Here is a 25,376-nt window from a genome sequence, read left to right as displayed (position 1 = left end):
ATCTCTTATTTTTTAGTTACGATCGCAAAACTAAGGTCAAGTATCTCTGTATGTTTTTTTATAAATTCGTTTAATTCATCAAGCTGCAGGGCTTCGATCTTTTTTAGCTCCTCTTTAGAGTGATCGAGTTTAAACCCTTTATAGTACTCCATAAATGTACGGTTAAGTCTTTGACTCATTGTCTCAACTCTAAGCGGCTCGCTTCCAAGTAAGAACTTCTTCGTTTGCTCTAGTTCATCTTGTGTCACGCCGTTTTTTACGAAATCGGCAAACACCTCTTTCACAGTTGTTTTTGCTTCATCACTTGATTCTATCTTTGTTTGCAGATATCCCGTTAGATATGAGCGTGATTTTGTCACTTCAACTCTTGCATATGCACTGTAAGCCAAACCGCGTTTTACACGAACCTCTTCCATAAGACGGCTTCCAAAACCACCCATTCCCAAAATAAAAGTAGCTACTCTAGCTTTGTAGTTGTCCTCATCGCTCACATCCATATTGTATGGAGAACCGAAATAGATATATGCCTGTTGTGTTTCTCTGTCTAACACATTCTCTTTAGACTCTGCTCTTACATCAAAATGTGGTAATTCTTCAGCTTTTCCTTTTGGAAGCGTTTTTAGAACTTTTTTGATCTGCTTTTTCACATCCTCTAAAGTCACATCTCCACCAACCACTACAATCGCACGAGATAGACAAATATGCTCATCTACAAATGTTTTTACATCTTTGAGTTTAATCTTTTTAAGTGTTTCGATCTCACCGCTGCTTGGTTGTGCGAGAACTGTCCCTTCAAAAAGTACTTTGTTTAACTCAACTGCTGCAACATAGTCAAAGTCGTTTGCTTTTCTTGAGAGTCCGCCAATCATTGTAGTTTTTACTTTTTCTAATGCACTCTCACTGTAGTTTGGATCATCTACCAGCTCTTTTAAATACTTCATAGACTTGGCATATTCTTCTTTTAAAGAGCTCACTTCGATCACAAAAGTCTCTTTTCCACAGTTTGAAGAGATGTGAATAGCACGAGATTCCAACTCCTGTGCAAAACCGTCTGCACCTAACTTTTTCGTCCCTTCATTTAAAATGCGAGATGAAAACTTTGCAAGACCTGCTATCTTCGTGTCTGTTATACTTCCCGAGTTTGTAAATACAAACTGTGTTGTAACTATCGGAAGTCTTGAATCCTCTTCAAAAATTACGGGAACTTCTATCCCTTTTACCTCTATGCTCTCAATCTTTGCTGCCATTACAATCTGTCCTAATAAAAAAAGTGCTAAAAAAAACTTCATTAAAAAGTCTCTAAAATATCGTACGCCGTATTTCTAATTGCCGGTGTTTCACCTATCTCTTTGATAAGGTGTACCATCTCATCTTTTGCCATTCTAAAGCTAGCTCCCGCCGAGCTTACAACATTCTCTTCCATCATAGTTGAACCGAGATCATTTGCTCCGAAATGAAGAGCCATCTGCCCGATGTACGGCCCTTGTGTCACCCATGAACTTTGGATATTTGGAACATTATCAAGATACAGACGTGCAACCGCTAAAAGTCTAAGGTATCTATTTGATGATGGTTTTGGCATATCCGGAATCAGGCGTAAAAGCTCAGTGTTTTTCCCTTGGAAACTCCACATGATAAACGCACGGAATCCTCCGGTTTCGTCTTGCAAGTTTCTTACCATATCGAGGTGATCGATAATATCTTCATCACTCTCAACAGTTCCGTACATCATAGTCGCAGTTGATTTAATGTCAAGTTTGTGTGCCTGTCTATGGATATCTACCCATACATCACTGTCAATCTTTTTCGGCGCAATGATATCTCTTACTTTGTCTGAGAGGATCTCTGCCCCCGCACCAGGGATAGATGCTAAACCTTTTGCTTTAAGACGTGCTAAAACTTCCGAAACAGAGATACGTGAGACCTTAGCGATAAAGTCGATCTCGATTGAAGAAAAACCGTGAATCGTAATTTGTGGATATTTTGTATGGATATGTTCAACTAAATCCTCATACCATTCAATCTTCAGTTTTGGATGTACGCCTCCTTGAAAAAGGATCTGTGTCCCGCCAATCTCTAAAAGTTCATCGATCTTTGCATCGATCTCATCAAACGTAAGTACATATGCATCTGCATCTTTTTCGTGTCTGTAAAATGCACAGAATTTACAATCAACCCAGCAGATATTTGTGTAGTTGATATTTCTATCAATGACAAACGATGTAACACCATCAGGATGTAACTCTTTTTTTCGTTGTGTCGCTAATCTTCCCAGCTCTTTGAGATCAGCGTTTCTAATTAAATCAAGTGCTTCTTCTTTTGTTAGTCTTTTTTGCATTGTCCCGCTCTTGTTGTAATTTTGTCCATTGCATTATTTACTTTTGCAATTTTTTTAGGGGCATTTAAAAGATGATGCTCAGCCAGCCATGAGCCGTCTCTATATGCCATTTTTACGTTTCCGTTTTGATCTTTATATACCAAAATACGAAGTGGAAGGTCTAATCCTGCTTTTATATCTTGCTGCATTAGTGTTGTTCCAAGTTTAGGGTTTCCAAATATCACCACTTTAGAGTCTGAAAGTTCCATTCCTACATCTTTTGCATTTGCACCGTGATCAATTGTAGCAAACAGAGCAAGTCCTTTATTCTTTACAATATTTTGTATATTTAGAACTGTTTGATCAACACTGCAAGAACTCTCTTTGATAATCATCTCTGAAGAGAATAAACTAAGAGAAAATGTAATTAAAAATAGTAAACTTTTCATCATTTCCAACCTCTGTTTCGCGGATTAATCGATCTCTTTTTTATGACGGTAGTATAGATTATATATATCAATATTAAAACAACGAATAATACTAAAATAATCTGAAACCAAGCACTCATATTGAGTATTCGTTTAAGAATCGTTTGATGCTGTTTTTCATCAATCCCGATCGTAACCATCTGCGTAATATGAGAGACTGTCGAAATTGCTAAATTACCGTTTGGAATCGTATCGTGACATGATAAACAAACACCTCTGCGATCAAGCTTATCTCTTTGTTTCTCGCTTAAAACTTTAGATAGATTAAAGTGTGTAATATTTTTATCTTGAAATACTCCGCTATCAATAGTTCCGTTTAATACTTTAGAGGAAGTATGACACGATTCACAACTTCTCGCTTTTTTCTGAATTGTATGGGGAGCAAATGGTTGCAAAAGGTTCTCACCTTGTTCAATAGTACTATTTCCCTTAGCATCTGTAAGTATCGTCTTTAGAGGTGTTTTTGGTACTGCAGGGCTGATTTTTCCATCTTTGTTTTGCATTAAAAACGGCTCTTCCCATCGTACAAACAAGCTCTCTTTTTCAACTTTTTGCTTTTTGTTTTTCATCTCTTTATATGTAAGTGCAGAGCCGTAAAACTGTGGAGCCCATGTAGCATGACAACTTGAACACTCAAGATTTTTTGAATGAGCCTCAATATTTTTCATCGCTATACATGCCGCTTTGGACAAGGCGTCACTTCTTTTTAAAAGTTTGAGAGGTTTGAGTTCTATAACTTTGCCAGATGCTAGATGAAATAGCAGACTATCCCCTTCTCTTTTAGCTTTTATCTCTGACGAATTTTCCATTTCCCACGGATATTTTTCAATCGTTCCGTGACAATCTTGACACTTTATCTTGCTCGCTTGCTTTGCCTGCCAAAAACCGTCACTGTGAAGCTCTTTTGAACTGTGACAATCTTGACAGATCATCCCTTTTTGGAAATGAACATCACCCTGCATATGAAAATATTGTGATGAACCGTAACTAGTCTGCATTTTCCCTTGATAAGAACGGATGATCGGTCTGTCATCGTTATAAAATTTTTGATAGTTTGTAAGTGTAACAGGGGAAGTTTTTTGTAGATTGTCTTTTAGGTGTGGTTGGGTATCTACATGACAAGTTGTACATTCACTTGTCATATATTTTGTTTGTTCTTGATGGCACGAATTACATTCATTCGCTCCAAAAAGATTTAGAGCAAACGCTATTACGAGTGCAAGATATCGCATAAAACTACTTTTTGTCTTTAGAGATCGCGTCTAATACACCGTTAATAAATTTTGGAGATTGTTCAGTTCCAAAAGCTTTTGTAATCTCAACAGCTTCGTTGATAATAACTGCACTGTCAAGTTCACCAAATAAGATCTCGTATGCTGCAAGTCTAAGTGTCGCTCTTTCAATAGCACCGAGACGCTCAAAATCCCACTCTTTTAGATGTTCTATAATTGCTTTGTCACATTCCGGCAGTTTTTCCATTACACCTTCATACAAATTGAGTGCAAAATCTTTTTGTTTATTACGGATCTTTTTCTCTTCTAAAATCTCGTCTGTGTGTTCAGCGATATTTCCGTTTCCTAAATCGTAAGCATATAAAAGGCTAACTACAGCCATACGAGCATGATGTCTAGTCGCCATTACAGTACCTCGTAAAGGTCAAGCATTTCAAGTACAACAGTCATCGCTTCAAAACCTTTATTCCCGGCTTTAGTACCAGCTCTCTCTATCGCTTGCTCGATCGTGTCTGTTGTTAAAAGACCGAATGAAACAGGTTTTTGATATTTTAAACTCATAGATGCGATCCCTTTTGTCGCTTCAGCAGATACATAATCAAAGTGAGGAGTTGAACCACGAATAACTGCACCTAATGCACATACACCGTCATATTTTCCACTCTCTAAAAGTTTTTGAACAACCATCGGTAATTCAAATGCACCCGGTGCTAATACGTGTGTTAAGTTATCTTCTTCACCGCCGTGTCTTAAGAATGCATCTTTTGCACCCTCTACTAATCTGTCAACTACGAAGTGATTCCATCTTGTACTTACGATCGCTATTTTTTTACCTTCAACAGCTCTTAATTTACCCTCAATAACTTGCATCATTTTCCTTTAATTTATATCGCTTGAATTTTTTTGATTTTTTCTATTAAATCGTTTAGTTGGTCTAATTTTACCATATTCGGTCCGTCACTCAAAGCAATGCTTGGATCGAAGTGTGTTTCAAAGAAGAAACCGTCAACGCCAACTGCTGCTGCCGCACTTGCTAAGTATGGAACCATTGAGCTGTCTCCACCTGTTTTACCGTCTTGTGCTGTAGGCATTTGAACAGAGTGTGTCGCATCGAAAATAACAGGTGCATAGTTTCTCATGATCACTAAGTTTCTCATATCTACTACAAGATTCCCGTAACCAAAAGAGTTCCCACGCTCACACAGATACACACCGTGTTTTGCTGCATTTTCGTATGTCGCTTCATTACATCCGCGAGTTTGAAGCACTTTTAAAAGAGGGTACTTCATTGCATCAGCTGAAAGAAACTGTCCTTTTTTAATATTGATCTCTTTATCCGTCTGTGCACATGCTACAAGCAGGTCTGTCTGACGACATAAAAATGCAGGAATTTGAAGCATATCTACAACCTCAGCAACTTGCGCTACTTGCGTAGATTCATGAACATCAGTTACAACTTTATAGCCAAACTCATCTTTTACTTTTTGTAAAATACGAAGCCCTTCATCAATTCCAAGCCCGCGGAAAGACTCTAAAGAGGTACGGTTTGCTTTGTCAAAACTCGCTTTGAAATAAAAATCTATACTCTCATCTTCATGATATTTTTTTAATTCGCCAGCAATTTTTAAAATATTTTCTTCACTCTCAATAACACATGGTCCAGCAAGTAGTTTCATAATATCTTCTTTAAAAAAATTTTTATAATTATAGCGTTTTGTTGTAAATCTACACTTATTCTGTTTTTAGCCTAATCAAAGTCGGCATATATCTGTGAGTCTTTATGTATTAGAAGATCTTTTAACATCTCTAAAATTACAAAGTTTTTATTCGCAATATAATTACTTCGATCCCTTTGCAGATATTTTTCAAGCTCGTCATATGATCTATGTACATCATCTTTATATCTTTGAAGATCTTTCTCTTTAAGTTGGGCTACCACTTCTGTTTCATCAAAACCTTTTTCAAAAACCAACTCATTTCCCGTATTGCTTATAACATAACTCTCGCCGTTAAAGCCACTCCACCCTTCAAAACAAGTAAGTATACTCAAGATGCTTGAAACATTTAATTGCATGCACATTAGTCTGCTTTCCTCTTCAATAGCACTGATTACTAAACGATAATCGACACTTACACTATGTTCATCCAAGTAGTCCTCTTCATCGTATTCATCAAAATACTCCCCAAGATCAGCACCTTTATATTTAGATGTATCTATCTTTGACTCTGAATAATATCGAACACTTAAATCTAAACTCATTTTGCCCTCGCAACCATAATTCCTGCAACAATAATAAGCACGATTCCGATTGTTGTACTCATACTTGGAAAAGCATCCCCTAACAACATCCCCACACAGATTGAAAAAACAATATTACTGTAACTAACAGTCCCGACAATTCCCGCTTTTGCATATCCGTATGCTTTTGTCATCAACAGTTGCGAAATAGTTGCGAACACTCCCATAGCCAGTACATAAACCCAAACTATCCCCTGCGGAAGTACAAACTCTCCAAGCATAAAATCAAGTTCGGGCAATTCTAAAAACGGAGATACTAAAAATAAAACAACCGGGCCCACTGTACCTACACCCATAAAAGAGAGTACTATGCTTCTTGTATCGTAATAGTTTTTTAACTCTCTGATCGAAGTGTATGCAAGTGCCGCACCCACTCCCGAAAAAATACCCAGAAGATCGTACTTTGTGAACCCCACACCTGTAGGTTGCGTAATAAAAACTATACCGATAAAACCAAGTCCGATTGCACCCCATGCCTTAAGACTTAACTTCTCCTGCAGAAACATCCACGCAAAGATAGCTGTAAATATAGGTGATGTTTTAGAGTATGTCATCGCATCTCCGAGTGGGATATGTGCTATGTTGTAAAAAAAAGCAAGAAGTGCAACAAACCCCATAAACCCTCTAAAAAAGAGTAGAAAAGGTTTTCCACCTTTATTTTGTAAAGGTTTCTTCCAAAGAGCAAGTCCTACTAAAATTACACCCGCTATATTTCTAAAAAACACTACCTCTAATGAACTCATATGATCTGATGCCAGTTTTGCAAATGCACCCATGATCGCAAACGTAAAAGATGCGATGAGCATATAGAGCACACCCTTATTTATTTCTAAAATTCTTTTCATAATTGAAATTCTACTTACATTAACCTCTTTTTTGTATTATAATTTATAAATATTCTATCAAACAGGAGACAATTGATGTCTTATCTCATAATTACTTTACTTACAGGTATCCTTTTTTACTACGTCTTTAGAAGCTATTCAACATATGAAGCATATACGGCAGAGACTATGAAAAACTATGCAGCAACTCCCGAAGCTATTGAAAACAGTGATCTGGGACTTTTTGTTGCACTTGTAGCAAAGGTTGCAAAAGCTGATGGAAAGGTGGATAATCTTGAAGCAGAACTCGTAGGACTGATGTTTGATGATGTTTCTTCTGTGTTTCCAGAACCCCAAAAAACACGTGAAATTCTCAAAGATATTTTTGCAAGAGAAAAAGATCGAAGCGATAACGTAAAAGAGATCGCACAAAAATTAGGGGATGCTACACATAAAAATACCACACAGCAAGAAAAATTTATGGGGTTTTTGATCCAGCTTGCTTTTGCGGACGGTCAAGTAAGTAAAGAAGAGGAAGAACTTTTACAGATCATTGCCGAAACAATGAGAGTAAATCCTGGAATTTACCATCAGATCTTTGATCATTTTGAAGAGATGATTAAAAACATTCAACCGCAACATACGGTTAAAAATGCTTACGATATCTTGGGAGTATCTGAAAGTGACGATATGCAAACGATCAAAAAAGCGTATAGAAAACTTATACGAAAATACCATCCGGATATTATCGCCTCACAAACTCATTCTGAAAAGCACATGGAAGATGCTACGAAAAAAACACAAGAGATCAATCAAGCATATGAGTTGATTAAAAAAACAAGAGGAGAGTAAAACTACTCTGCTCTGTAATCAGCTTCCCAGAAAAAATCTATCCACATCTTTGCCTCTTTAATCCAAAAAGTTGGTTCATATTTTGAGGTATGTTTGTAAAATAGAGTTGCTGAGATAAACTCTATATGTTCAAAGTTCTTTTGAAGATACTCCATCACAAACTTTAATGTTTCACCACTATCAGATATATCATCTAGCACCAAAACTTTTTTATGTTCACCAAACTTACATTCCCCAAAAAGTTTAATAGCATCACGTTTTGTCGTATCGTCATAAAGCTCTGTTCGTATCGTTTGAACATCACGCAGGTCCAATCCTTCCGCAATACAATGCCCAAGTGTCAGACCACCCCGTGAGATCGCAACAATACCGTCAGGCTTTTGCGTTTCAACTTGCTTAAGTAACGCTTTTGTATCGGTTCTAAACTCTTCGTATGTGTAATAATGTTTCAAAATATTCCTATAAATCATGGTTTACTAGCATTACATAATATTTGCTAAAGAATTTTGCTAGTATACTATATCCATAAATAAAATAAAAGGCCATACAATGATGAAAAATATCTCTAAGATTGCTTTATCTTTAACGCTTGCAGCGTTCATATCTGCTTGTGGTGATAAAAAACCTGAGCCTCAAGATCAGCTTCCAACTGATTTTCAATGTAAACAAGAGAATGTTCTTGCACCTACTTGGACTTGTATCCCTGATGTTCCAGGTTATTATTCAGGTGTTGGTGTAGCTGATAAATCTGCTGCAGGTATTGCACATATGAGAAGAGTTGCAGTTATGAATGGTAGAAGTGACCTTGCGCAACAAATTCAAACACAAGTAAAAGACAAAGTAGAAGGTTTTACTCGTGCTACTGGTAACGGTTCAGCTGAGGCTGTTGACATGGTTACAACTGCAGTAACAAAACAAGTTGCAAAAGTTGATCTGAAATCTTCAAAAGCTGTAAATATGTGGCAAGCACCATCAGGAGCTATCTATATGCTAGTAACGGTTCCAGAAGGTGAAGTAAATAAAGAGGTTAAAAAAGCTGTTAAAACTAGCTTCAAAAACGATGAAGCTTTATGGCAACAATTCCAATCTAAACAAGCTCTTGAGCAATTAGATAAAGAATTCCCTACAGAGTAATAACTCTTAAAAAAGTCTCCCCTGTTTCGGGGAACTTTTTGTAAAAAACTTCTCAAAATATTTGATCCATGCTCGAACACTTTGCATTCGTCTCTCTATAGTACTTCCACTTAAATTATATGCTTTAAAATCTTCTTCATTTTGCTCTAACTTTCTTAGCTGTGCAAAACATATTGGCTCAGAAAAAATAATTCTCACAAACTCTTCAAACCTTTTTTCTATGTTTAAAGTAAGCAGGCGCTCTCCACGCTCTGTTAGAAAGATCTCTGAACCTTGCTCTTGACATACACCCATCCACTTTAAAACATTCAGATAATAGTCATACTGTCTTGCAACAATATCAAACTCATCTGTGACACTTGATTTTGTTGGATGTTCCTCTTTGGCAATATTTAAAAAGATAGCATGCACTTTTTCAAAATCATTCGCCTGGGGAAACGGGATAGTGCGATCAACTAAAATAGTTTTGTTTTTCTCTAACAACTCTAGCGTAAACGAACTTTTACGATCAAAAACAAAGGCTTTTTCCTGATTATGTACAGCCGTGATAATATTACCGTCATAGTAAAAAGGGATAAACCGAAAGATATCGTCCTGATAATAAAAGACAAAACTTTTCACCTCTTTTCTCTGCCCTTTAAGTTGGGTTTTCCAAAAAAGTTCAGGATATAAGAGTTGTCTGATGTTGATGTTGTTTCTGTATCCTATTTTTGCTTCCACCAGATTAACGCTGTTTTGCCCTTCATAACCGCCGTCAACCTCTATCTGCACCCCTTCGATATCATAAGGCACCGAGTCTAAACAAAATGAGAGTTCCCCCCGTAATCTTCCGCGTATAGTTAAGTTTGTCGCTTCACCGAAAACTTCATCCAACATTCCAGATATACTTGCAATATCTAATGCTGCCGATTCACTTTTAAGATTAAGAGGATCGAGCGTTGTTATATCTACAGGCTGTTTAATTGTTTTGATTTCACACTGCGGCTCTTTTTCTATATAGATAAAAGGGTCTGTTTTTGCAATTCTGTAGAGTCCGTTTTTAATTGCCAAGATCGACAGGCCGTTCTCCTGCATCACGAGAGGAAGATGCTCTTTGTGATCGGTCTTTGTCATCAGCCTCGCTTCTTTGCCGTCTCTTTTTTTGATCTCTTCGGCCGAGATATCAAAATAACCGTTTTTCTCTATCTCCTCTAAGATATCCAGATCGTCAAAGATATGATTCCATGCTTCATTGTTAGAGACTTTTTGCATAGCACTTCCTAGTAATTTGTAACAACCACTTCCGTAATTTTGCCTCTTTTAGAAGCGTTAGAGTTGATATTTCTCGTCGCTTTTACTTCATGGATCGTATAACCGTCATAAAGTTTATATACATACTCTGCAGAAGAGTTTGAAAGCATAAAAAACGCACCAATGTCGTTTATGTGATCGCATAACTCTTTTAATCTAAACTGCATATCTTCATCAAATCCCTGATCTGTATAGCCAGTAAAACTTGAAGTTGCATTGAGAGGTACATATGGAGGATCAAAATAAACAAAATCACCCTCTTTTACGTGTTCTCTAATAGATTCAAAATCACCGTTATTTATTTGTGTATTTTTCAGCAGTTCGCTACACGCCTGTATATTTTCGCTGTCACAATATTTTGGGTTTTTATATCTTCCAAACGGAACGTTACATTCCCCTTTTGAATTTACTCTATAAAGTCCGTTGAAGCCTGTTTTGTTTAAATAGATAAAACGGCTTGCTCTTTGAATATTGTCAAGTTTATCAAACACTTTTTTATCTCGATCGAGTGCTCTTGTTTGATAGTAGTATTCCGATTCATTTTTATGTTTTTCTAAATCTTTGATCAACTCTTCAGGGTTGTCTCTAATTGTTTTATAAAGGTTTGTAAGCTCTGTGTTGTAATCATTTATAAAGGCATTTTGAGGTTTTAGATCAAAGAAAAGTGCACCGCCCCCTATAAAAGGTTCGAAGTATCTATTATACTCTTTTGGCATCAATCTTTTAAGATCACTAAGTAGCTGTCTTTTTCCACCTACCCATTTTATTATTGGCTTACACATCATTACCCTTCATTTTGTTTACAACATCATACTATCTAAAAAATATATTTGAAAAAAATATGTCAAATTGCAATTCACGATTTGGCATTATATTTAAAGGTAGCTCAAATTTAGATATAATTCCAAAAAAAATATACTTCTTTTAAGGTACATCTCATGAAAAAAATCGCCATTATCGGTCGCCCAAATGTTGGAAAAAGCTCACTCTTTAACAGACTTGTCAAAAAACGTGATGCGATCACATCCGATATGGCAGGTACTACAAGAGATATTAAAAGAAAAGTTGCAATTATCAACGATAAACAAGCGGAGCTTTTAGATACGGGTGGTCTTGACAAAGGTTGTGAGCTGTTTGACAAGATTAAAGAGATGAGTTTAAAAGCAGCCTATGCCGCAGATATCATTTTATATATGGTTGATGGTAAAGGTTTACCTGAAGAGGAAGACAAAAAACTTTTTTATGAACTACAGACTCTTGGAAAAGAGGTAGCGCTTGTTGTTAACAAAATCGATAATGACAAGATGAAAGATAAGCTTTGGGAGTTTTACGAGTTTGGAACTGATGCAATTTTCGGAATATCTGTAGCACACAACAGAAATACGGTAGCTCTATTAGATTGGCTGTATGAGAGAATACCTGATGAAGATATTATTACAGAAGATGAAGAGCAAGAGATTGTTTCTGCTGATGATGAAGAGATCACTGATGAAGAGTTCTTTATAGAACATGATGATGAAGAGGATGGATACTACTACTGGGATGCAGATGATGAAGAAGCTACTTTTGAAGATGATTCAATCTTTGCAGAAAACGACAATATCAAAGAGTACGATCCAGAAGATGACAACCATATAAAAGTTGCCATTATTGGACGTACAAATGTTGGAAAAAGCTCACTTTTAAATGCTCTTTTACATGAAGAGCGTTCAGTTGTAAGTAGTGTATCGGGAACTACTATCGATCCGATTGATGAGACTATTGTTTATAAAGACAAACAGATCACATTTGTAGATACTGCAGGTCTACGCCGCCGCGGTAAAATTATAGGTATAGAAAAATATGCCCTGCTTCGTACAAAAGAGATGCTTGAAAATGCAAATATGGCACTGATCGTTTTAGATGCAAGCCAGCCCTTTTTAGATCTGGATGAAAAGATTGCAGGACTTGTTGATTCAAACCGTTTATCTGCAATTATAGTACTGAATAAATGGGATATCTCAGATAAACAAGAACATGACAAAATCATCCAAGAGGTTCGTGACAGATTTAAATTCTTAGCATATGCACCGATCATTACTCTTTCTGCAAAATCGGGACAGCGTGTTGATAAGCTTCACGATATGATTCTGAGCATTAACGAGAACTATACGCAAAGAATTCCAACTTCACAACTAAACGAAGTATTACAGCGTGCGCTCAGACGCCATACGCTTCCAAGTGTAAGCGGACAGGTGATTCGTATCTATTATGCTACACAGTATGAAACAAGACCGCCGAAGATTGCACTTGTTATGAATAAGCCTAAAGGTCTGCATTTTACATATAGAAGATATTTGGCAAATAAATTCCGCGAGGCATTTAACTTTGAGGGGACACCTTTACTATTTAAGGCAAAGAAAAGGGGTGAGAGATAAGGAAGTTCCCTTTCGGGAATAACCTTGTCTCTTTTTGAGCTTCCGTGAACATTTTTGTTAAAAATGTTCCATACGCTCAAGACAAGGTCAAAACGGTTTGATAACCACCATTGCAACAATCACCAACATTAATAATGTCGGTATCTCGTTGTACATTCTAAAGAATTTTCCACTTTTTGTACATTTGTCAGCTTCAAAATCTCTACGAAACTTTTCTAACGATACAAAATAGATCACTAAAAACACAACAAAAAGTATCTTTGCATGTAACCAAGCATTACCGCTAAAACCGATGCTGTATGCCAGATAACCGCCACTTAAAAGTGTAGCCCACATTGCAGGCACACCAATATACTTAAAGAGTTTATACTCTTGAATTTTCACAACCTCTACAAAACCTTTATTCTCGATATTTTCTGCATGGTATACAAATAAACGAGGAAGATAAAACAGAGCGGAAAACCAAGATATAAACGAAAGTACATGAAACCATACTACCCAGTCATACATCTTTATATCCTTTAAAAGTTTTTCTCTAAATAGATAGAGTTATAGTTTGAACCGCCGTGAACACCGCTAAAAGTTCCAAATATCCCTGAACGATGTTTCATTACAACACCTAAGTAGAGTTCCTCCAAAGGTTTTGATCCTATAAGTTTTCCAAGGTCAAAATCTATACTAAGATCAAGATAATTCAAAAATTTGGAAGTTGGAGAAGTTTTAAGCTCTGCATCAAGCTCTTCAATTTGTAATAGTCTTGTTGTATAGGAGAGTCCTTCACCAAGACCTAAACGAACACGATTATCCAAAAAATCAAGGTTCCAAAATGCTTTGATGTAAACATCTGCACCATAACAATCTTCAAAGTTGTTTTCATTGTAATAAACAAAACCAGCTTTAGCGTAAAGATCTATAGGCCACTTATTTACGTTACTATACAATAACTTACCAGCATCAACAGAATAAAGCTTATACTCTTTATGGTCTGGATCTACGTCACCAAATAAAATATCCCCAAGGTCTTTAACTGAAGACCAACCGTAAACACCACGAATTGAATATTGATTTTCACTAGCGGACAAGCTAGTGAAAAATAGCAGTAAAATACTTAAAAAAAATATTTTATGCATCAACCACTTCTAAGTCTTTTAATGACTCAGCACCGTGAGAAACAACTCTTTCATGTAAACGACGAAGTGCTTTTGTAGCACGCTCTACAGCAAGATCGATCGCAGCATCTAAATCTTCATCATGTTGTGTAATAATTACAGGGTTAGCGTGAGCTACTTTAATATTGAACTCTACCATTACACCTTTTTTCTCTGCAGCAATTACACAATCAATGCTTGTAATATCTAATGAATATTTTTTAAATGCTTCAACAGCGTTACCGATATGATCTTTTGTATTGTCAGTTAATGTAATATCTTTTGCACGAATTTGTAAATTCATAACATATCCTTTATATAGGGGCTTTATACCCTTTAATTTACTCAAATAATAGCAAAATAAAGCTAAGATTAGTATAATACGCAAAAAATTATTAGGAATGTGTAATATGAGAGTTTTTACGGGAATTCAACCATCAGGAGATCTGCATCTTGGGAACTACTTTGGTTCTATTAAACAGATGGTTGATGCACAAGAACAAAATGAAACCTTTGCATTTATAGCAAACTATCATGCTATGACATCATTAAGCGACGGTGAGCGCCTGCGTGAATTAACTATGCAAGCGGCAACTGACTTTTTAGCTTTAGGAATTGATCCAAATGTATCTACATTTTGGGTACAATCAGATGTAAAAGAGGTTCTTGAGCTTTACTGGGCTCTCTCATCATTCACTCCAATGGGACTTTTAGAGCGTGCACACAGCTATAAAGACAAAACAGCTAAAGGGATAGCTGCAAACCATTCACTATTTTCTTATCCTGTACTTATGGCAGCAGATATATTACTTTTCTCACCGGATGTTATCCCTGTTGGAAAAGATCAGATCCAACACGTTGAAATTGCTCGTGATATTGCGATCAAGTTCAACAATGAATATGGTGAGATCTTTAAACTTCCTGAGTATCAGGTTGCAGAAAATGTTGCGACAGTACCGGGAATAGACGGACAAAAAATGTCAAAAAGTTACGGAAACACTGTAAATATTTTTGGTGAAGAGAAGAAACAGCTTAAAACTATTAAAAAGATCGTCACTGAAAACGTACCTTTAGAAGCTCCAAAAGAGTATGAAGAGTGTAATGTTTACAACATGGCAAAACTCTTTTTAAATGAACAGGAATGTGTAGCACTTCAAGAACGTTACACACAAGGTGGTGAAGGTCATGGGCACTTCAAGCTTTATCTTCACGATGTAATTTGGGAATATTTCAGACCGTATAGAGAAAGACGTGCATACTTTGAAAAGAATCAAGACGAAGTGAGAGATATTTTAAACAGTGGAGCTGCAAAAGCAAGAGTTGTAGCTTCTGAGCTTATTGAAAAAGTCAGAAGTGTAACAGGAATCAAGTACTAAAACTTTCCCTCTAGAGTGAGGGAAAGAAAAGTAAAATTATTTAATTTTACCTTTACCTTTAAGGGTGTTACCTTTACGATCAACAGCAACCATCTCAAGAGCGTCACCTTTAGCACCGATACCTTTAAGGTCGAATTTAAAGATAGGGTTTTTAGATAAGAACTGAGAAGTTGACATATCCATTACAGTTTCACCGTTGATTGTAGCAGAGATATGAGTAATGAAGTTAGCATTTTCTCTATCACCAGTTTTTTTCTCAGCCATGTTATATGTAGACATTTCGTGTTTAGCCATTGCTTTAACAGAAACTACACCGCCTTTTAATTTTGCTTTTACTTTAATTGCTGACATATTTATTCCTTATATTTTTTCTTATTCAATAACTATCTGCCTTTAAAAAGGCAAGCTTCAGTTGCCAAAGTGGCGCAAACGTAGCCTATTGGAGCTTTGCTTCAATGGCGTACATATAAGTCCTTAACCTTCACATCCACCAAGAGCAACATCTAAAGTTTGTTTAGCAGCATAAAGTTTACCGTCAGTACCTTCAGCTACGATAGTAATAGTACCAGATTTAGCCATTTTAATTTTGATTGAGTAGTTCATTGCATCGTATTTAGATACAGTGTATACACATACAGCAGCTTCTGGGTTAGCATCTTGGAATACTGCTACAGTTTTAGCAGGAACAGATACTGAAAAATCAACTGGAATTGCACCACCGTTAGATGCAACAGCTTTTTTAGGGCTATCAGATGGAACTTTAGCAGCTGTTAATTTAACATTGCTCATAGTTAAATCTTTTTTACCATACATTGCCATGATAGCATCATCAACAGTGTGTGCAGTCCATACAGCTGGTTTTGATTTTCTGAAATCCTCAGCTCTTACGCTTGCAGGTACAACAGCTAAAGCTAATGCACCTAAAGTCATACTTAAAAATTGTCTTCTTTCCATAATCTTTTCCTTGCTTTGAAATTGAATATTATTTTATAATGTTTTAGCTTATTTTAAACCCTCTATATGTTTAGCAAGTGCTTTCATATCAGCTTCGTTTAATTTTGCAACCTGACCTTTCATAACACCTTTCATCGGACCACCGAATGTTCCATCTTTGTATCCTTTTAAAGCTGCAAGTGTTTTCTCAGCTTTCCAACCTTGAATCACTTGTGATTTTCCTAAAGCTTTTTTCTCACCGTTTGCACCATGACATGCTGTACATTTTGCGAAGTTAGCATCTGCGCTTAAAACGCTCGCACCTAAGATTCCTAAACCTATGATTGTTTTTAATAAAGTTTTCATTTGAAACTCCTTTTTTTGTTTTGTTAGGAGTAGTATAGAAAATAATTGTGAAGTGATTGTGAAGTTATAAAAACTTTACAGTAAAGGATGTATATTGTTCTTTAACAGAGTCTACACTTATATCAAAGCCATATTCATCCAAAATTGATTTAACAATATGCAGCCCTATTCCAAATCCCCCAGTTACATCTGTAAATCTTGCATACCTGCTAAAGAGATTTTCTAAATTCTTTTTCTCTATTCCTATGCCGGTATCTTTAATGGTTAAGCTCTTTTGAGAAAGTGATATCTGTATCATCCCATTTACTTTATTGTATTTGATGGCGTTTGAGAGAAGGTTGTCAATCACCTTTGTAATTTTTTTTCTATCAACCTCTAAAGTAACCTCTTCAGAAAAGTTTTTTACGATCTCTATACTTTTCATCACAGCCTGGGCTCTAAAATACTCAACTCTTTCATCCAGCAGTTCATTTAAAACTATCTTCTCCTCTTGAGAGTTCAGTTTATGTTTGAGGATTAAAAAAGTAAGATCATCATAAATATTTGAAAGTGTTTTTGCCCCTATCTCAATTCTGTTTATCACTTTTTGAGAAAACTTATTTTGCTCTTGTGATTGAAGCAGTTCAATATTTGTTAAAATCGTACTCACTGGTGTATTTAACTCATGGGTTGTATCTTTAATAAATCTATCAAGTAAAAATAGTGTATCTCTCATAGGTTTTAGTATAAGAGAGAGCAGGAAATATCCGACTATCATCATGAATGCTAAAAAGATGCCTGCATACAAACTGACAGAGCGCACCAAACTAATTTCAAAACCTTTATCTTCAATCATCTCAACTATAATATACTGTGCTCCTAGATAATACTCATCACTGTTTTTCAGATAGCGAGCTATCATATTCTGTGTCATTTGAAGATTGCTAAGATCAAGTGTAGGGTTCTCTTTTGTTGAATACAAAAGTTTATAATCTTTATCATAAAGAGTTGTTTTAAACTTTTGATCCCAAGGATAGATAAGCTCATTGGTTGTATCGTTTTTAAGATCTTTGAGCGTTAAACTCAACTCATTTGCATAATCATTTAAAGCAACTAACTGTTCTTGATTATAGATCTCTTTTTGTGAACTGTAATAAAGGTATACACCCAGTGCAGTTATAACCAGTGTAAAAAAGGTATAAAGCAATAAAAAGTTTCGAAGCGTTTTCTTGCTACTTGTGGATAAATTTATATCCAGATTTTTTAATACTGACAATTGTATCCTTTCCCAAGATTTGACGCAGATGTTTTATGTAAGTTCTTACAGCACTTTCACTAGATTCCTCATCATATTCCCATAGTCTGCTCTCGATCACTTCATGACTAACGAGTTCATTTTTATGTTGCAAAAAAAGTTTTAAAAGTTGTAGCTCTTTATTTGCAAGTGATATTAAAGTACCGTTTTGTTTTAAACTCTCACTGTTTGGCTCAAAACTACATCCGTTTGGCAAAATTATCTCATCACTTTTCTGATGATAGAACTCCCTTTTTAAAAGTGTCTCAACTCTTAGTTGCAATTCTTTAAGTGCAAACGGTTTTTTTATATAATCATCACATCCGCTATCATATCCACTCTCAAGGTCTGCTATCCCCCCTAATGATGTAATAAAAATAGCAGGTGTTTGATTGTCCGAATCTCTGATCGTTTGTAAAAGTTCAAAACCGCTCAGTTTGGGAACATTTACATCAAGCAACAATAGATCAAAGTTATTCTCGTATGCTTTCTCACTGGCATCTTCTCCGTCATAACTGCTGATCACTTCATAGCCTAGTGACTCTAAAAAATCTTTAACAGTTTCATGTAATGCCATATCATCTTCAAGAAGTAATATTTTTTTCATAATTAGATTATAACATTCTAAGGAGAGATATAAATTATTTTTGGAAATAGAAGCAGGAGGAATAGCTTCTAAAGTTTTAGGGAAGAGTTACAAGATACTAAAAAAGTACCTTATAACTTTTTAGTTGCTTTGGTAATAGTAAACTTTTTACTCCAAATTGGCTCTTTTAAATCTAAAAGGTCTTTGATCTCATCATTTACAAGTTTATAACTTAGGTTCACTTCAACCTTTTTAGCACCTTTTAACTTCTCAACTTTCAATACTTTTCTCCCTTTTGCAGGAATACTCATATCTTTAGATTGTTTTTTTGCGATATGAGGAGTACTTGCTTTACCTTTTCTTCTTGTGTATTTTGTTGTTAAAGAGATAGTTTTAGTTCCTAAAGCTTTTCCCTGCGCATCTTTAAAAATTACATCTAAAACTAATTCTCTTCCACCAAAACCACTTGGGATATTATGAGGTTGAGGGTTTTCTATACTAATAAGAAGATTATTTTGCTTTGTAGACAATGCAACCTTTAATGCTCCTTCCCACATTGCAGAAGAGTGTGCACCCATAAAACCGTGGTTTCTTACACTTCTAATCTTTTGTTTTCCGTTAATGCTAAACGTTGCAGCCACATCTTGTTTTTGCGGTCCCATATGACATGTTACACACGCTTGGTCACCTTTATACTCAGCTTCCATATTAGTAAACACTAAACCTTTTACACTTCTATCGTTTGCATGACAAACAAAACAAAGTCTGTTAGGTGTTTTGTCCATAAAATCGTGGTGAATAGTTTTATGGTATGGAGATTTAGCATCTTTATACGGCCCCGTCATAGTTCCAGATGGTGTCCACTCAACTCTGTCCATTCCACGCTTTTTCTCATCGTATTCATCATGGATCTTATCTACGTTGTGGCATACTACACAGTTAATCCCTTCACTGATAGCATCATCATTAACTGCCTTATTGACTTTACTACCTTTATCAAGTCCCATAACTGCGGCTATCTCATAATCCATCCCCGTATCTGTTACAGAAATTCTAGGGTTATGACATGTTGCACATTCAACTTTTACACTGTTTAAACTTTTTCTTGTTTTTCTACTTACATACTCTATACTTTTTCTAAAGTATTCATCGTTTTTAAAATGGCTTTTTGCATGCCAAGAGTTGCTCCACTCGTCAACTATCCTTTTGTGACACGTTTTACAACTTGTAGACTCTTGATACTTCTCATCTACCTTAACAACTTCAGCACCATAACCAAAACTAACTGCAAGTAAAAAAACTAGAAAAATTTTCATTGTTTATCCTCTTTGTTTATCTAACCAGACCATAAGCCCTTTTTGAGCATGTAATCTATTTTCAGCTTCAGAAAAAACCACTTCACTATGCTCTTCTAAAACTTCTTCACTCACCTCTTGACCTCGATATGCAGGTAAACAATGAAGAAATATTGCATCTTTTTTCGCTAAGCACATCATAAGACCGTCTACTATATAACCTTCAAAGTCTTTAATACGTTGCTCTTTTTCATCTTCCTGCCCCATAGATGCCCATGTATCTGTCGTTACAACCGTCGCACCTGTAATAGCTTCTTTTGGATCGTTACTTACTTTAATAACAGCTCCGCTCTCTTTTGCGATCTCATAAGCTTCTTTGAGTACTTCACTGTCTACTTCATAACCCTTTGGTGTAGCGATACGAAGTTCAAATCCAAGCTTGGCAGCTAACATTAGCCAAGAGTGAGTCATATTGTTACCATCTCCCACATATGCAACTACTAAATCTTTCTCCATACCATATTCAAGTATAGTCATGTAATCTGCAAGAAGTTGTACAGGGTGGTATGAATCCGTTAGACCGTTTACAACAGGTACCTTTGAATATTTAGCAAATTCTTCGATCATAGAATGCTCAAAAGTTCTAATCATAACCATGTCACACATTCTACTAATTACGCGTGCAGTATCTTTTACAGGTTCACCACGTCCTAAGTGAATATCACGGTTAGATAAAAAGAGTGCATGCCCGCCTAGCTGGAACATTCCAGTTTCAAAACTCACACGAGTTCTTGTTGAACTTTTCTCAAAAATCATTGCTAAAGTTTTGTTCTCTAACTCTTTATTATATATACCGTTTTTCAAATTTTTTTTAATACTAAGACCTAGATCAATAATCTCTAATATCTCTTCTTTACTAAAGTCTTTTAGTGTTAAAAAATGTCTCATTTTCTGTCCTAAATTTTTAAATAAGCATCAATTATACTATTTTTTTAGAAGTTTTGCTACTTCTTTGGCGTGATATGAAATAATTATATCAGCACCTGCACGTTTAAATGCTACCATAGTTTCCATCATCACACGATCGTAGTCGATTAAACCTGCTGCTCCTGCATGTTTTAACATTGCATACTCACCGCTTACATTATATACTGCTAACGGTTTTGTAGTGTTGTCTTTGATCTCTCTTACTATATCAAGATATGCAAGAACCGGTTTTACCATTAAAATATCTGCACCCTGAGCCTCATCTTCAATAGACTCTGCAATAGCTTCTCTGCGGTTTGCAGGATCCATTTGGTAAGAACTTCTATCTCCAAAACTCGGTGTTGATTCTGCTACGTCACGGAAAGGTCCGTAGTATCCTGAAGCGAATTTTGTTGAGTAACTCATGATCGGAAGGTCTTCATAACCCGCTTCATCTAGTGCATCTCTAAGTGTTTCGATAATACCGTCCATCATCCCTGAAGGTGCGATCATATCAACACCTGCTTTTGCATGAACAACAGCTTGTTTACCCGAAAGCTCTAAAGTTGCATCATTTACAACCGTTTCTCTCTCTTCATCAATAATACCGCAGTGTCCGTGATCTGTATATTCACAAAAACATAAGTCTGTAACAACAAACATATCCGGATGTACTTTTTTAATCTCTTTAACCGCACTTGCAATAATTCCATGTTCACATAAAGCATCGCTTCCAACAGAGTCTTTAGTATCCGGGATACCAAATAATATAATAGAATAAATACCTAACTCTTTTAACTCCGCACACTCTTTTACCGCTACATCTATACTCATCTGATATACACCAGGCATAGATGCTACTTCCGTCTTAATCCCTTCCCCACTTCTTACAAATAATGGATAGATAAAATCATCAACACTCACTTGTGTTTCTCGTACTAATGCACGTAAATGTTTGTTTAAACGTGTTCTACGAAATCTTTGGAACATAGTTTTTAACCTTTTTTGCTATAATTGTGATTATTTTACCATTATAAAGATTAATAAATGAATATAGAGATATCGGAAATAGCAAATTTACCTTCACGTTTTGGCGATTTTAAAGTCAAAGCATTTAAAGAGGGTCACAAAGAACATTTAGTTATCTATTCAAAAAATTTAGATGATATTCCTATTGTTAGAGTTCACTCGGAATGTTTAACAGGAGATGCGATCGGAAGCCTGAAATGTGACTGTCGTGATCAACTCGAATACGCCTTGAAGATGGCAAATGAAACAGGTGGGATGGTTATATACCTGCGTCAAGAGGGAAGAGATATCGGACTTCTCAATAAAGTGAATGCTTATGCTCTTCAAGATCAAGGTTACAACACAATAGAAGCGAATCATCAACTTGGATTTTCTGCAGATGAGAGAAGTTATGAGATAGTTACATTTATATTAAACCATTTTAATATTGACAAAATTAGGCTTCTTACAAATAATCCTGCTAAAATAAACTCCATCAGTGGGGTTGAGATTGTTGAGAGGATCCCTATTGTGATGGAATCAAATGAATATAATGAAGGTTATCTCAACGTCAAACGCGATGAGATGGGACACATGATATAAAGAGGGGATAGATGGTCATAAATTTACAGGAAGATAATTTAAACAGTGCTATCAATAAACTAAAAGTAAGAGAAGATATTCTCCATGAGTTTAGCATGCTCTCAGGACTTGGAAATTGGGCGATAGATTTAAAAACCCACTCTACAAAATGGTCCGAGAGCCTCTACAACATCTACCAAATCCCAAAAAATACACCTATCAATTTTGAAACCTTTTTAAACCTTATCTTACCTGAGTACGTTGAAGAAGCAAAACAGATCATAGCAATGTCCAAAAACTCTAAAGATATCTTCTCTTTTCAAGCAAAAGCAAAACGGGGAGATGGGAAGATAATAGATATACTTATCCATGGAAAAACTCTCTTTGATGAAGATGATACACCGTTAAAATTTATAGGTTCAACACAAGATATTACCAATATTATAAAACTCCAACAAGAAGCAAAAGAGTTATCGGAACTTGTAAAACATTCATCAAACGAAATATATATTGTCGATTTTGACACATTAGAGTATCTTTACGTAAATGAGGGTGCGACAAAAGCTCTGCTGTATACAAAAGAAGAGCTTTTAGAGATGAGTGTTCAAGATGTAAATCCCTATCTCAAACACTCAGAAATTGAAAACTTGAAACAATTACTAGAGAATAATGGGCACATCCTCAATAAAACAATCCATCAAAGAAAAAATGGTACTCTGTACTATGTACAATCATATTTACATATTATAGAGTATCAAAATAAAAAATCGTATGTTATTTTCGATACTGACATCTCCCAAATTGTAGAACTGGAATCTGAGTATAAAAAACAGGCAAAGATTTTAGAAAATATTCATGATTCTGTAATCAGTGTAGACAACTGCGGTAATATTGTTACTTGGAACAATGGAAGTCAGAGACTTTTTGGTTATGAAGCTGCTGAAGTGATTGGACGAAATATTAAACTCATCTATAGTAAAAATAATAAAACTGCCCTCTCTGAATATTTTGAAGATATCAATGATACGAATAATATTAACGATGAATTTAAGATGATTAAAAAAGACGGCAGTGAAATTATCTGCGACATATCTCTGAGTGTATCAACCGATAATCATAATAATATAACGGGCTATATAGGATATATTCAGGATATTACAAAACAAAAAGAGACCAAAAAAATGCTTGATATCCAGACAGAAAAGCTACGCCATCAAGCACACCATGATATGCTCACAAATCTTCCAAACAGAGTTTTATTCAGAGACAGGCTCAATCAAAACATAGCTACTGCAAAAAGGTACGATAAAAAATTTGCTCTTTTATTTATCGATCTTGATCAGTTTAAAAATATCAACGACTCTTTAGGTCACCATATCGGTGATGAAGTTTTAATTGAAGCTTCGAAACGTTTAAGCAGTGTAATTCGTGAAGAAGACACCCTTGCAAGACTTGGAGGGGATGAGTTCACCATTATCCTAAAAGATATAAAAGATGCAAAAAGCGCTACAATTGTTGCACAAAAAATTATAGATATTTTAAAAGATCCTATTATTATTCAGGAACTTGAACTCTACGTCTCTTCAAGCATAGGGATTGCCGTTTATCCTGATGATACAAAAGAGGGGGACAATCTTTTAAAATATGCAGATGCAGCTATGTATAAAGCAAAAGATGAAGGTCGTAATAACTACCAGTACTATTCATCGGAGATGACTGAATCGGCATTTGAACGTGTTATTATGGAGCAAAGTCTGCGTGTTGCGATCCAACAAGAAAATTTCCTTGTATATTACCAGCCTCAAATAGATTCAGAAAACAAAAAAGTTGTCGGGATGGAAGCACTTGTAAGATGGGAGCATCCTGATGTAGGCATTGTCTCGCCGGCAAACTTTATCCCTTTAGCTGAAGAGACAGGGATGATCATCCATATCGACCTCATAGTCCTTAAAAAAGCGATGACACAATTTAAAGAGTGGTATCAACAAGGACTTACTCCAGGGAAACTTTCGTTAAATTTATCTGCCAAACAGATAGAAAACAATAATTTTATTGAGATCCTTTCAGATACAATGCAAACGTTGGAGTTTGATCCTGCATGGCTTACGTTAGAGGTAACCGAGAGTCAAATTATGAAAAATCCGGAAGACTCGATTGAAAAGCTTAAAGAGATTAATGCTCTTGGAATTGAAATTGCGATCGATGATTTCGGTACAGGTTATTCTTCATTAGCGTATCTGAAGAAACTTCCTTTAAATAAACTCAAAATAGATAAGGCTTTTGTGGACGGTCTCCCTCATGATGAGGAAGATATTGCTATATCCAGAGCGATCATTGCACTTGCTAAAATTTTAAACCTTGATCTTATTGCAGAGGGTGTTGAGACAAAAGAGCAACAGGAGTTTATGCTGGAGAATGGATGTAAAGTTATTCAAGGCTATTATTACTCTAAGCCTATCGATTCAAACAGTATGGAGAAGTTCCTTCTTGCTATTTAAATTTACTCTCCTGTAGAGCTGTAATTCGTCGAATTGCAGCATCAGCTTCTCTAAAAAGTTCATCCGTAATTTGTGAAAGCTCTTTATAGTAAAGCTTCAGTTTATCATACTCTAAAGCATCCATATTTTTATTTATAATTTTAGAAAAGAATCCTGATTGTCTTTGTTTGTGATTTTGATAAATCTCATAGACTCTACTATAATCTTTATGCCACTTTTCATGCGTTTTGTCTAAACGATCAAAAAGCTGGTGTCCTAAAATTTTTTTCATCATATCTTCATTTGCATAAAACCATTGACCGCAAGCACACTCCATTTTGCCAAGTGCCGTCGGTTCTTCCACACTTTTGCCTTTTATGATATTCTCAATCTTCTCCATCTCTTTTTTATGAATATCTTTTGCAGCCACAACCGCTTCTAACATTTCCGTCTTTGTCATTCATATTCTCTTTTGCCATAAAATTTATAAATTATATACTAATTAGAAAAAAT

At 35.7% G+C, this 25,376-nt stretch carries 29 protein-coding genes and 1 pseudogene; 6 read left to right on the top strand and 24 right to left on the bottom strand.

Features of this window, described 5'->3' with window-relative positions; translation table 11 throughout:
* Nucleotides 1-5: 5 nt before the first annotated feature.
* The 9 genes and pseudogenes from FJR03_RS01710 to FJR03_RS01670 all read right to left on the bottom strand — a co-directional run bounded on the left by FJR03_RS01710 (nucleotide 6) and on the right by FJR03_RS01670 (nucleotide 7,181).
* The gene (locus FJR03_RS01710) at nucleotides 6-1,289 is read right to left on the bottom strand and encodes a M16 family metallopeptidase (RefSeq protein ID WP_226962147.1); all 1,284 of its coding nucleotides are present in this window, start codon (nucleotides 1,287-1,289) and stop codon (nucleotides 6-8) included.
* Nucleotides 1,289-2,338, bottom strand: coding sequence for a dehypoxanthine futalosine cyclase (locus FJR03_RS01705; protein WP_193113944.1), 1,050 nt, complete (start codon nucleotides 2,336-2,338; stop codon nucleotides 1,289-1,291). The genes FJR03_RS01710 and FJR03_RS01705 overlap by 1 nt, the downstream gene beginning before the upstream one ends.
* Nucleotides 2,323-2,766 (bottom strand): DUF302 domain-containing protein, encoded by a 444-nt coding sequence (locus tag FJR03_RS01700; RefSeq protein ID WP_193113943.1) that lies wholly within the window; start codon nucleotides 2,764-2,766, stop codon nucleotides 2,323-2,325. Before FJR03_RS01700 ends, FJR03_RS01705 begins: the two co-directional genes overlap by 16 nt.
* Complete coding sequence (locus FJR03_RS01695) at nucleotides 2,766-4,037, bottom strand: cytochrome c3 family protein (protein WP_193113942.1); 1,272 nt, start codon at nucleotides 4,035-4,037, stop codon at nucleotides 2,766-2,768. The genes FJR03_RS01700 and FJR03_RS01695 overlap by 1 nt, the downstream gene beginning before the upstream one ends.
* A gap of 4 nt (nucleotides 4,038-4,041) precedes the next feature.
* Nucleotides 4,042-4,443 carry a transcription antitermination factor NusB gene (gene nusB / locus FJR03_RS01690; protein ID WP_193113941.1) on the bottom strand — a complete coding sequence of 134 codons (402 nt, stop codon included), beginning with the start codon at nucleotides 4,441-4,443 and terminating at the stop codon, nucleotides 4,042-4,044.
* Nucleotides 4,443-4,907, bottom strand: coding sequence for a 6,7-dimethyl-8-ribityllumazine synthase (gene ribH / locus FJR03_RS01685; protein WP_193113940.1), 465 nt, complete (start codon nucleotides 4,905-4,907; stop codon nucleotides 4,443-4,445). The genes nusB and ribH overlap by 1 nt, the downstream gene beginning before the upstream one ends.
* A 14-nt stretch (nucleotides 4,908-4,921) precedes the next feature.
* Nucleotides 4,922-5,722, bottom strand: a pseudogene (gene kdsA / locus FJR03_RS01680) (3-deoxy-8-phosphooctulonate synthase); the annotation flags it as partial.
* A 62-nt stretch (nucleotides 5,723-5,784) separates the two neighbouring features.
* Nucleotides 5,785-6,297: a hypothetical protein gene (locus FJR03_RS01675; protein WP_193113939.1), complete on the bottom strand. Its 513-nt coding sequence runs from the start codon at nucleotides 6,295-6,297 to the stop codon at nucleotides 5,785-5,787.
* Nucleotides 6,294-7,181, bottom strand: coding sequence for a DMT family transporter (locus FJR03_RS01670; protein WP_193113938.1), 888 nt, complete (start codon nucleotides 7,179-7,181; stop codon nucleotides 6,294-6,296). Before FJR03_RS01670 ends, FJR03_RS01675 begins: the two co-directional genes overlap by 4 nt.
* Before the next feature lie 75 nt (nucleotides 7,182-7,256).
* Between FJR03_RS01670 and FJR03_RS01665 the strand changes: the two genes are divergently transcribed.
* Nucleotides 7,257-8,012: a DnaJ domain-containing protein gene (locus tag FJR03_RS01665; RefSeq protein ID WP_193113937.1), complete on the top strand. Its 756-nt coding sequence runs from the start codon at nucleotides 7,257-7,259 to the stop codon at nucleotides 8,010-8,012.
* A gap of 2 nt (nucleotides 8,013-8,014) precedes the next feature.
* Here the strand turns inward: FJR03_RS01665 and FJR03_RS01660 are convergent, their stop codons facing one another.
* Entirely contained in the window at nucleotides 8,015-8,464 is a 450-nt protein-coding gene (locus tag FJR03_RS01660) for a phosphoribosyltransferase (RefSeq protein ID WP_226962146.1), read from the bottom strand.
* Between the two features lie 97 nt (nucleotides 8,465-8,561).
* On the opposite strand from FJR03_RS01660, the gene FJR03_RS01655 reads away from it, so the two are divergent.
* Nucleotides 8,562-9,146, top strand: coding sequence for an LPP20 family lipoprotein (locus FJR03_RS01655; protein ID WP_193113935.1), 585 nt, complete (start codon nucleotides 8,562-8,564; stop codon nucleotides 9,144-9,146).
* 6 nt (nucleotides 9,147-9,152) lie between these two features.
* On the opposite strand, the gene FJR03_RS01650 is transcribed toward FJR03_RS01655, so the two are convergent.
* Together FJR03_RS01650 and FJR03_RS01645 are read right to left on the bottom strand one after the other, a co-directional pair.
* Complete coding sequence (locus FJR03_RS01650) at nucleotides 9,153-10,397, bottom strand: type II restriction enzyme (protein ID WP_193113934.1); 1,245 nt, start codon at nucleotides 10,395-10,397, stop codon at nucleotides 9,153-9,155.
* A gap of 8 nt (nucleotides 10,398-10,405) precedes the next feature.
* Nucleotides 10,406-11,218 (bottom strand): DNA adenine methylase, encoded by an 813-nt coding sequence (locus tag FJR03_RS01645; protein WP_226962145.1) that lies wholly within the window; start codon nucleotides 11,216-11,218, stop codon nucleotides 10,406-10,408.
* Between the two features lie 156 nt (nucleotides 11,219-11,374).
* On the opposite strand from FJR03_RS01645, the gene der reads away from it, so the two are divergent.
* Entirely contained in the window at nucleotides 11,375-12,853 is a 1,479-nt protein-coding gene (gene der / locus FJR03_RS01640) for a ribosome biogenesis GTPase Der (protein WP_193113932.1), read from the top strand.
* A gap of 87 nt (nucleotides 12,854-12,940) precedes the next feature.
* Here the strand turns inward: der and hemJ are convergent, their stop codons facing one another.
* From hemJ to hpf, 3 genes are read right to left on the bottom strand one after another with little or no spacing between them, the layout of a single operon-like run.
* Nucleotides 12,941-13,363 carry a protoporphyrinogen oxidase HemJ gene (hemJ, locus tag FJR03_RS01635; RefSeq protein WP_193113931.1) on the bottom strand — a complete coding sequence of 141 codons (423 nt, stop codon included), beginning with the start codon at nucleotides 13,361-13,363 and terminating at the stop codon, nucleotides 12,941-12,943.
* A gap of 11 nt (nucleotides 13,364-13,374) precedes the next feature.
* On the bottom strand, nucleotides 13,375-13,983 hold the full coding sequence (locus FJR03_RS01630; RefSeq protein WP_193113930.1) for a hypothetical protein: 609 nt from the start codon (nucleotides 13,981-13,983) through the stop codon (nucleotides 13,375-13,377).
* Nucleotides 13,976-14,305 (bottom strand): ribosome hibernation-promoting factor, HPF/YfiA family, encoded by a 330-nt coding sequence (hpf, locus tag FJR03_RS01625; RefSeq protein WP_193113929.1) that lies wholly within the window; start codon nucleotides 14,303-14,305, stop codon nucleotides 13,976-13,978. The genes FJR03_RS01630 and hpf overlap by 8 nt, the downstream gene beginning before the upstream one ends.
* Nucleotides 14,306-14,411: 106 nt before the next feature.
* On the opposite strand from hpf, the gene trpS reads away from it, so the two are divergent.
* Nucleotides 14,412-15,377 (top strand): tryptophan--tRNA ligase, encoded by a 966-nt coding sequence (trpS, locus tag FJR03_RS01620; RefSeq protein ID WP_193113928.1) that lies wholly within the window; start codon nucleotides 14,412-14,414, stop codon nucleotides 15,375-15,377.
* Nucleotides 15,378-15,413: 36 nt separating this feature from the next.
* Here trpS and soxZ read toward each other — a convergent pair whose 3' ends face one another.
* From soxZ to hemB, 8 genes are all read right to left on the bottom strand, one after another.
* Complete coding sequence (gene soxZ, locus FJR03_RS01615) at nucleotides 15,414-15,728, bottom strand: thiosulfate oxidation carrier complex protein SoxZ (RefSeq protein WP_193113563.1); 315 nt, start codon at nucleotides 15,726-15,728, stop codon at nucleotides 15,414-15,416.
* 123 nt (nucleotides 15,729-15,851) lie between these two features.
* Entirely contained in the window at nucleotides 15,852-16,331 is a 480-nt protein-coding gene (locus FJR03_RS01610) for a thiosulfate oxidation carrier protein SoxY (protein WP_193113562.1), read from the bottom strand.
* 48 nt (nucleotides 16,332-16,379) lie between these two features.
* Nucleotides 16,380-16,676 carry a c-type cytochrome gene (locus FJR03_RS01605; protein WP_193113927.1) on the bottom strand — a complete coding sequence of 99 codons (297 nt, stop codon included), beginning with the start codon at nucleotides 16,674-16,676 and terminating at the stop codon, nucleotides 16,380-16,382.
* Between the two features lie 64 nt (nucleotides 16,677-16,740).
* On the bottom strand, nucleotides 16,741-17,931 hold the full coding sequence (locus tag FJR03_RS01600) for a sensor histidine kinase (RefSeq protein WP_193113926.1): 1,191 nt from the start codon (nucleotides 17,929-17,931) through the stop codon (nucleotides 16,741-16,743).
* On the bottom strand, nucleotides 17,888-18,556 hold the full coding sequence (locus tag FJR03_RS01595; protein WP_430739131.1) for a response regulator transcription factor: 669 nt from the start codon (nucleotides 18,554-18,556) through the stop codon (nucleotides 17,888-17,890). The genes FJR03_RS01600 and FJR03_RS01595 overlap by 44 nt, the downstream gene beginning before the upstream one ends.
* A 110-nt stretch (nucleotides 18,557-18,666) precedes the next feature.
* A complete protein-coding gene (locus tag FJR03_RS01590; RefSeq protein WP_193113925.1) occupies nucleotides 18,667-19,851 on the bottom strand; it encodes a multiheme c-type cytochrome in 1,185 nt (394 codons plus the stop codon).
* A 3-nt stretch (nucleotides 19,852-19,854) separates the two neighbouring features.
* The gene (argF, locus tag FJR03_RS01585; RefSeq protein WP_193113924.1) at nucleotides 19,855-20,778 is read right to left on the bottom strand and encodes an ornithine carbamoyltransferase; all 924 of its coding nucleotides are present in this window, start codon (nucleotides 20,776-20,778) and stop codon (nucleotides 19,855-19,857) included.
* Between the two features lie 36 nt (nucleotides 20,779-20,814).
* On the bottom strand, nucleotides 20,815-21,786 hold the full coding sequence (gene hemB / locus FJR03_RS01580) for a porphobilinogen synthase (RefSeq protein WP_193113923.1): 972 nt from the start codon (nucleotides 21,784-21,786) through the stop codon (nucleotides 20,815-20,817).
* Nucleotides 21,787-21,843: 57 nt separating this feature from the next.
* Here hemB and ribA point away from each other — a divergent pair, with 57 nt between their 5' ends.
* Nucleotides 21,844-22,407 (top strand): GTP cyclohydrolase II, encoded by a 564-nt coding sequence (gene ribA / locus FJR03_RS01575; protein WP_193113922.1) that lies wholly within the window; start codon nucleotides 21,844-21,846, stop codon nucleotides 22,405-22,407.
* Between the two features lie 11 nt (nucleotides 22,408-22,418).
* A complete protein-coding gene (locus FJR03_RS01570; RefSeq protein WP_193113921.1) occupies nucleotides 22,419-24,884 on the top strand; it encodes an EAL domain-containing protein in 2,466 nt (821 codons plus the stop codon).
* Here the strand turns inward: FJR03_RS01570 and FJR03_RS01565 are convergent.
* Nucleotides 24,877-25,323 carry a CZB domain-containing protein gene (locus tag FJR03_RS01565; RefSeq protein WP_193113920.1) on the bottom strand — a complete coding sequence of 149 codons (447 nt, stop codon included), beginning with the start codon at nucleotides 25,321-25,323 and terminating at the stop codon, nucleotides 24,877-24,879. The genes FJR03_RS01570 and FJR03_RS01565 overlap by 8 nt on opposite strands.
* Between the last annotated feature and the right edge of the window lie 53 nt (nucleotides 25,324-25,376).

Origin of the sequence: Sulfurimonas marina (assembly GCF_014905095.1) — a bacterium.
GTDB classification, from domain to species: domain Bacteria; phylum Campylobacterota; class Campylobacteria; order Campylobacterales; family Sulfurimonadaceae; genus Sulfurimonas; species Sulfurimonas marina.
Note: the sequence above shows the minus strand (reverse complement) of the source record. Positions and strands in the feature narration are given on the sequence as shown.

Coding starts and splice junctions, on each gene's coding strand:
- FJR03_RS01710 (WP_226962147.1), bottom strand. CDS start 1,289: ATGAAGTTTTTTTTAGCACTTTTTTTATTAGGACAGATTGTAATGGCA.
- FJR03_RS01705 (WP_193113944.1), bottom strand. CDS start 2,338: ATGCAAAAAAGACTAACAAAAGAAGAAGCACTTGATTTAATTAGAAAC.
- FJR03_RS01700 (WP_193113943.1), bottom strand. CDS start 2,766: ATGAAAAGTTTACTATTTTTAATTACATTTTCTCTTAGTTTATTCTCT.
- FJR03_RS01695 (WP_193113942.1), bottom strand. CDS start 4,037: ATGCGATATCTTGCACTCGTAATAGCGTTTGCTCTAAATCTTTTTGGA.
- nusB (WP_193113941.1), bottom strand. CDS start 4,443: ATGGCGACTAGACATCATGCTCGTATGGCTGTAGTTAGCCTTTTATAT.
- ribH (WP_193113940.1), bottom strand. CDS start 4,907: ATGCAAGTTATTGAGGGTAAATTAAGAGCTGTTGAAGGTAAAAAAATA.
- FJR03_RS01675 (WP_193113939.1), bottom strand. CDS start 6,297: ATGAGTTTAGATTTAAGTGTTCGATATTATTCAGAGTCAAAGATAGAT.
- FJR03_RS01670 (WP_193113938.1), bottom strand. CDS start 7,181: ATGAAAAGAATTTTAGAAATAAATAAGGGTGTGCTCTATATGCTCATC.
- FJR03_RS01665 (WP_193113937.1), top strand. CDS start 7,257: ATGTCTTATCTCATAATTACTTTACTTACAGGTATCCTTTTTTACTAC.
- FJR03_RS01655 (WP_193113935.1), top strand. CDS start 8,562: ATGATGAAAAATATCTCTAAGATTGCTTTATCTTTAACGCTTGCAGCG.
- FJR03_RS01650 (WP_193113934.1), bottom strand. CDS start 10,397: ATGCAAAAAGTCTCTAACAATGAAGCATGGAATCATATCTTTGACGAT.
- FJR03_RS01645 (WP_226962145.1), bottom strand. CDS start 11,218: ATGTGTAAGCCAATAATAAAATGGGTAGGTGGAAAAAGACAGCTACTT.
- der (WP_193113932.1), top strand. CDS start 11,375: ATGAAAAAAATCGCCATTATCGGTCGCCCAAATGTTGGAAAAAGCTCA.
- hemJ (WP_193113931.1), bottom strand. CDS start 13,363: ATGTATGACTGGGTAGTATGGTTTCATGTACTTTCGTTTATATCTTGG.
- FJR03_RS01630 (WP_193113930.1), bottom strand. CDS start 13,983: ATGCATAAAATATTTTTTTTAAGTATTTTACTGCTATTTTTCACTAGC.
- hpf (WP_193113929.1), bottom strand. CDS start 14,305: ATGAATTTACAAATTCGTGCAAAAGATATTACATTAACTGACAATACA.
- trpS (WP_193113928.1), top strand. CDS start 14,412: ATGAGAGTTTTTACGGGAATTCAACCATCAGGAGATCTGCATCTTGGG.
- soxZ (WP_193113563.1), bottom strand. CDS start 15,728: ATGTCAGCAATTAAAGTAAAAGCAAAATTAAAAGGCGGTGTAGTTTCT.
- FJR03_RS01610 (WP_193113562.1), bottom strand. CDS start 16,331: ATGGAAAGAAGACAATTTTTAAGTATGACTTTAGGTGCATTAGCTTTA.
- FJR03_RS01605 (WP_193113927.1), bottom strand. CDS start 16,676: ATGAAAACTTTATTAAAAACAATCATAGGTTTAGGAATCTTAGGTGCG.
- FJR03_RS01595 (WP_430739131.1), bottom strand. CDS start 18,556: ATGAAAAAAATATTACTTCTTGAAGATGATATGGCATTACATGAAACT.
- FJR03_RS01590 (WP_193113925.1), bottom strand. CDS start 19,851: ATGAAAATTTTTCTAGTTTTTTTACTTGCAGTTAGTTTTGGTTATGGT.
- argF (WP_193113924.1), bottom strand. CDS start 20,778: ATGAGACATTTTTTAACACTAAAAGACTTTAGTAAAGAAGAGATATTA.
- hemB (WP_193113923.1), bottom strand. CDS start 21,786: ATGTTCCAAAGATTTCGTAGAACACGTTTAAACAAACATTTACGTGCA.
- ribA (WP_193113922.1), top strand. CDS start 21,844: ATGAATATAGAGATATCGGAAATAGCAAATTTACCTTCACGTTTTGGC.
- FJR03_RS01570 (WP_193113921.1), top strand. CDS start 22,419: ATGGTCATAAATTTACAGGAAGATAATTTAAACAGTGCTATCAATAAA.
- FJR03_RS01565 (WP_193113920.1), bottom strand. CDS start 25,323: ATGACAAAGACGGAAATGTTAGAAGCGGTTGTGGCTGCAAAAGATATT.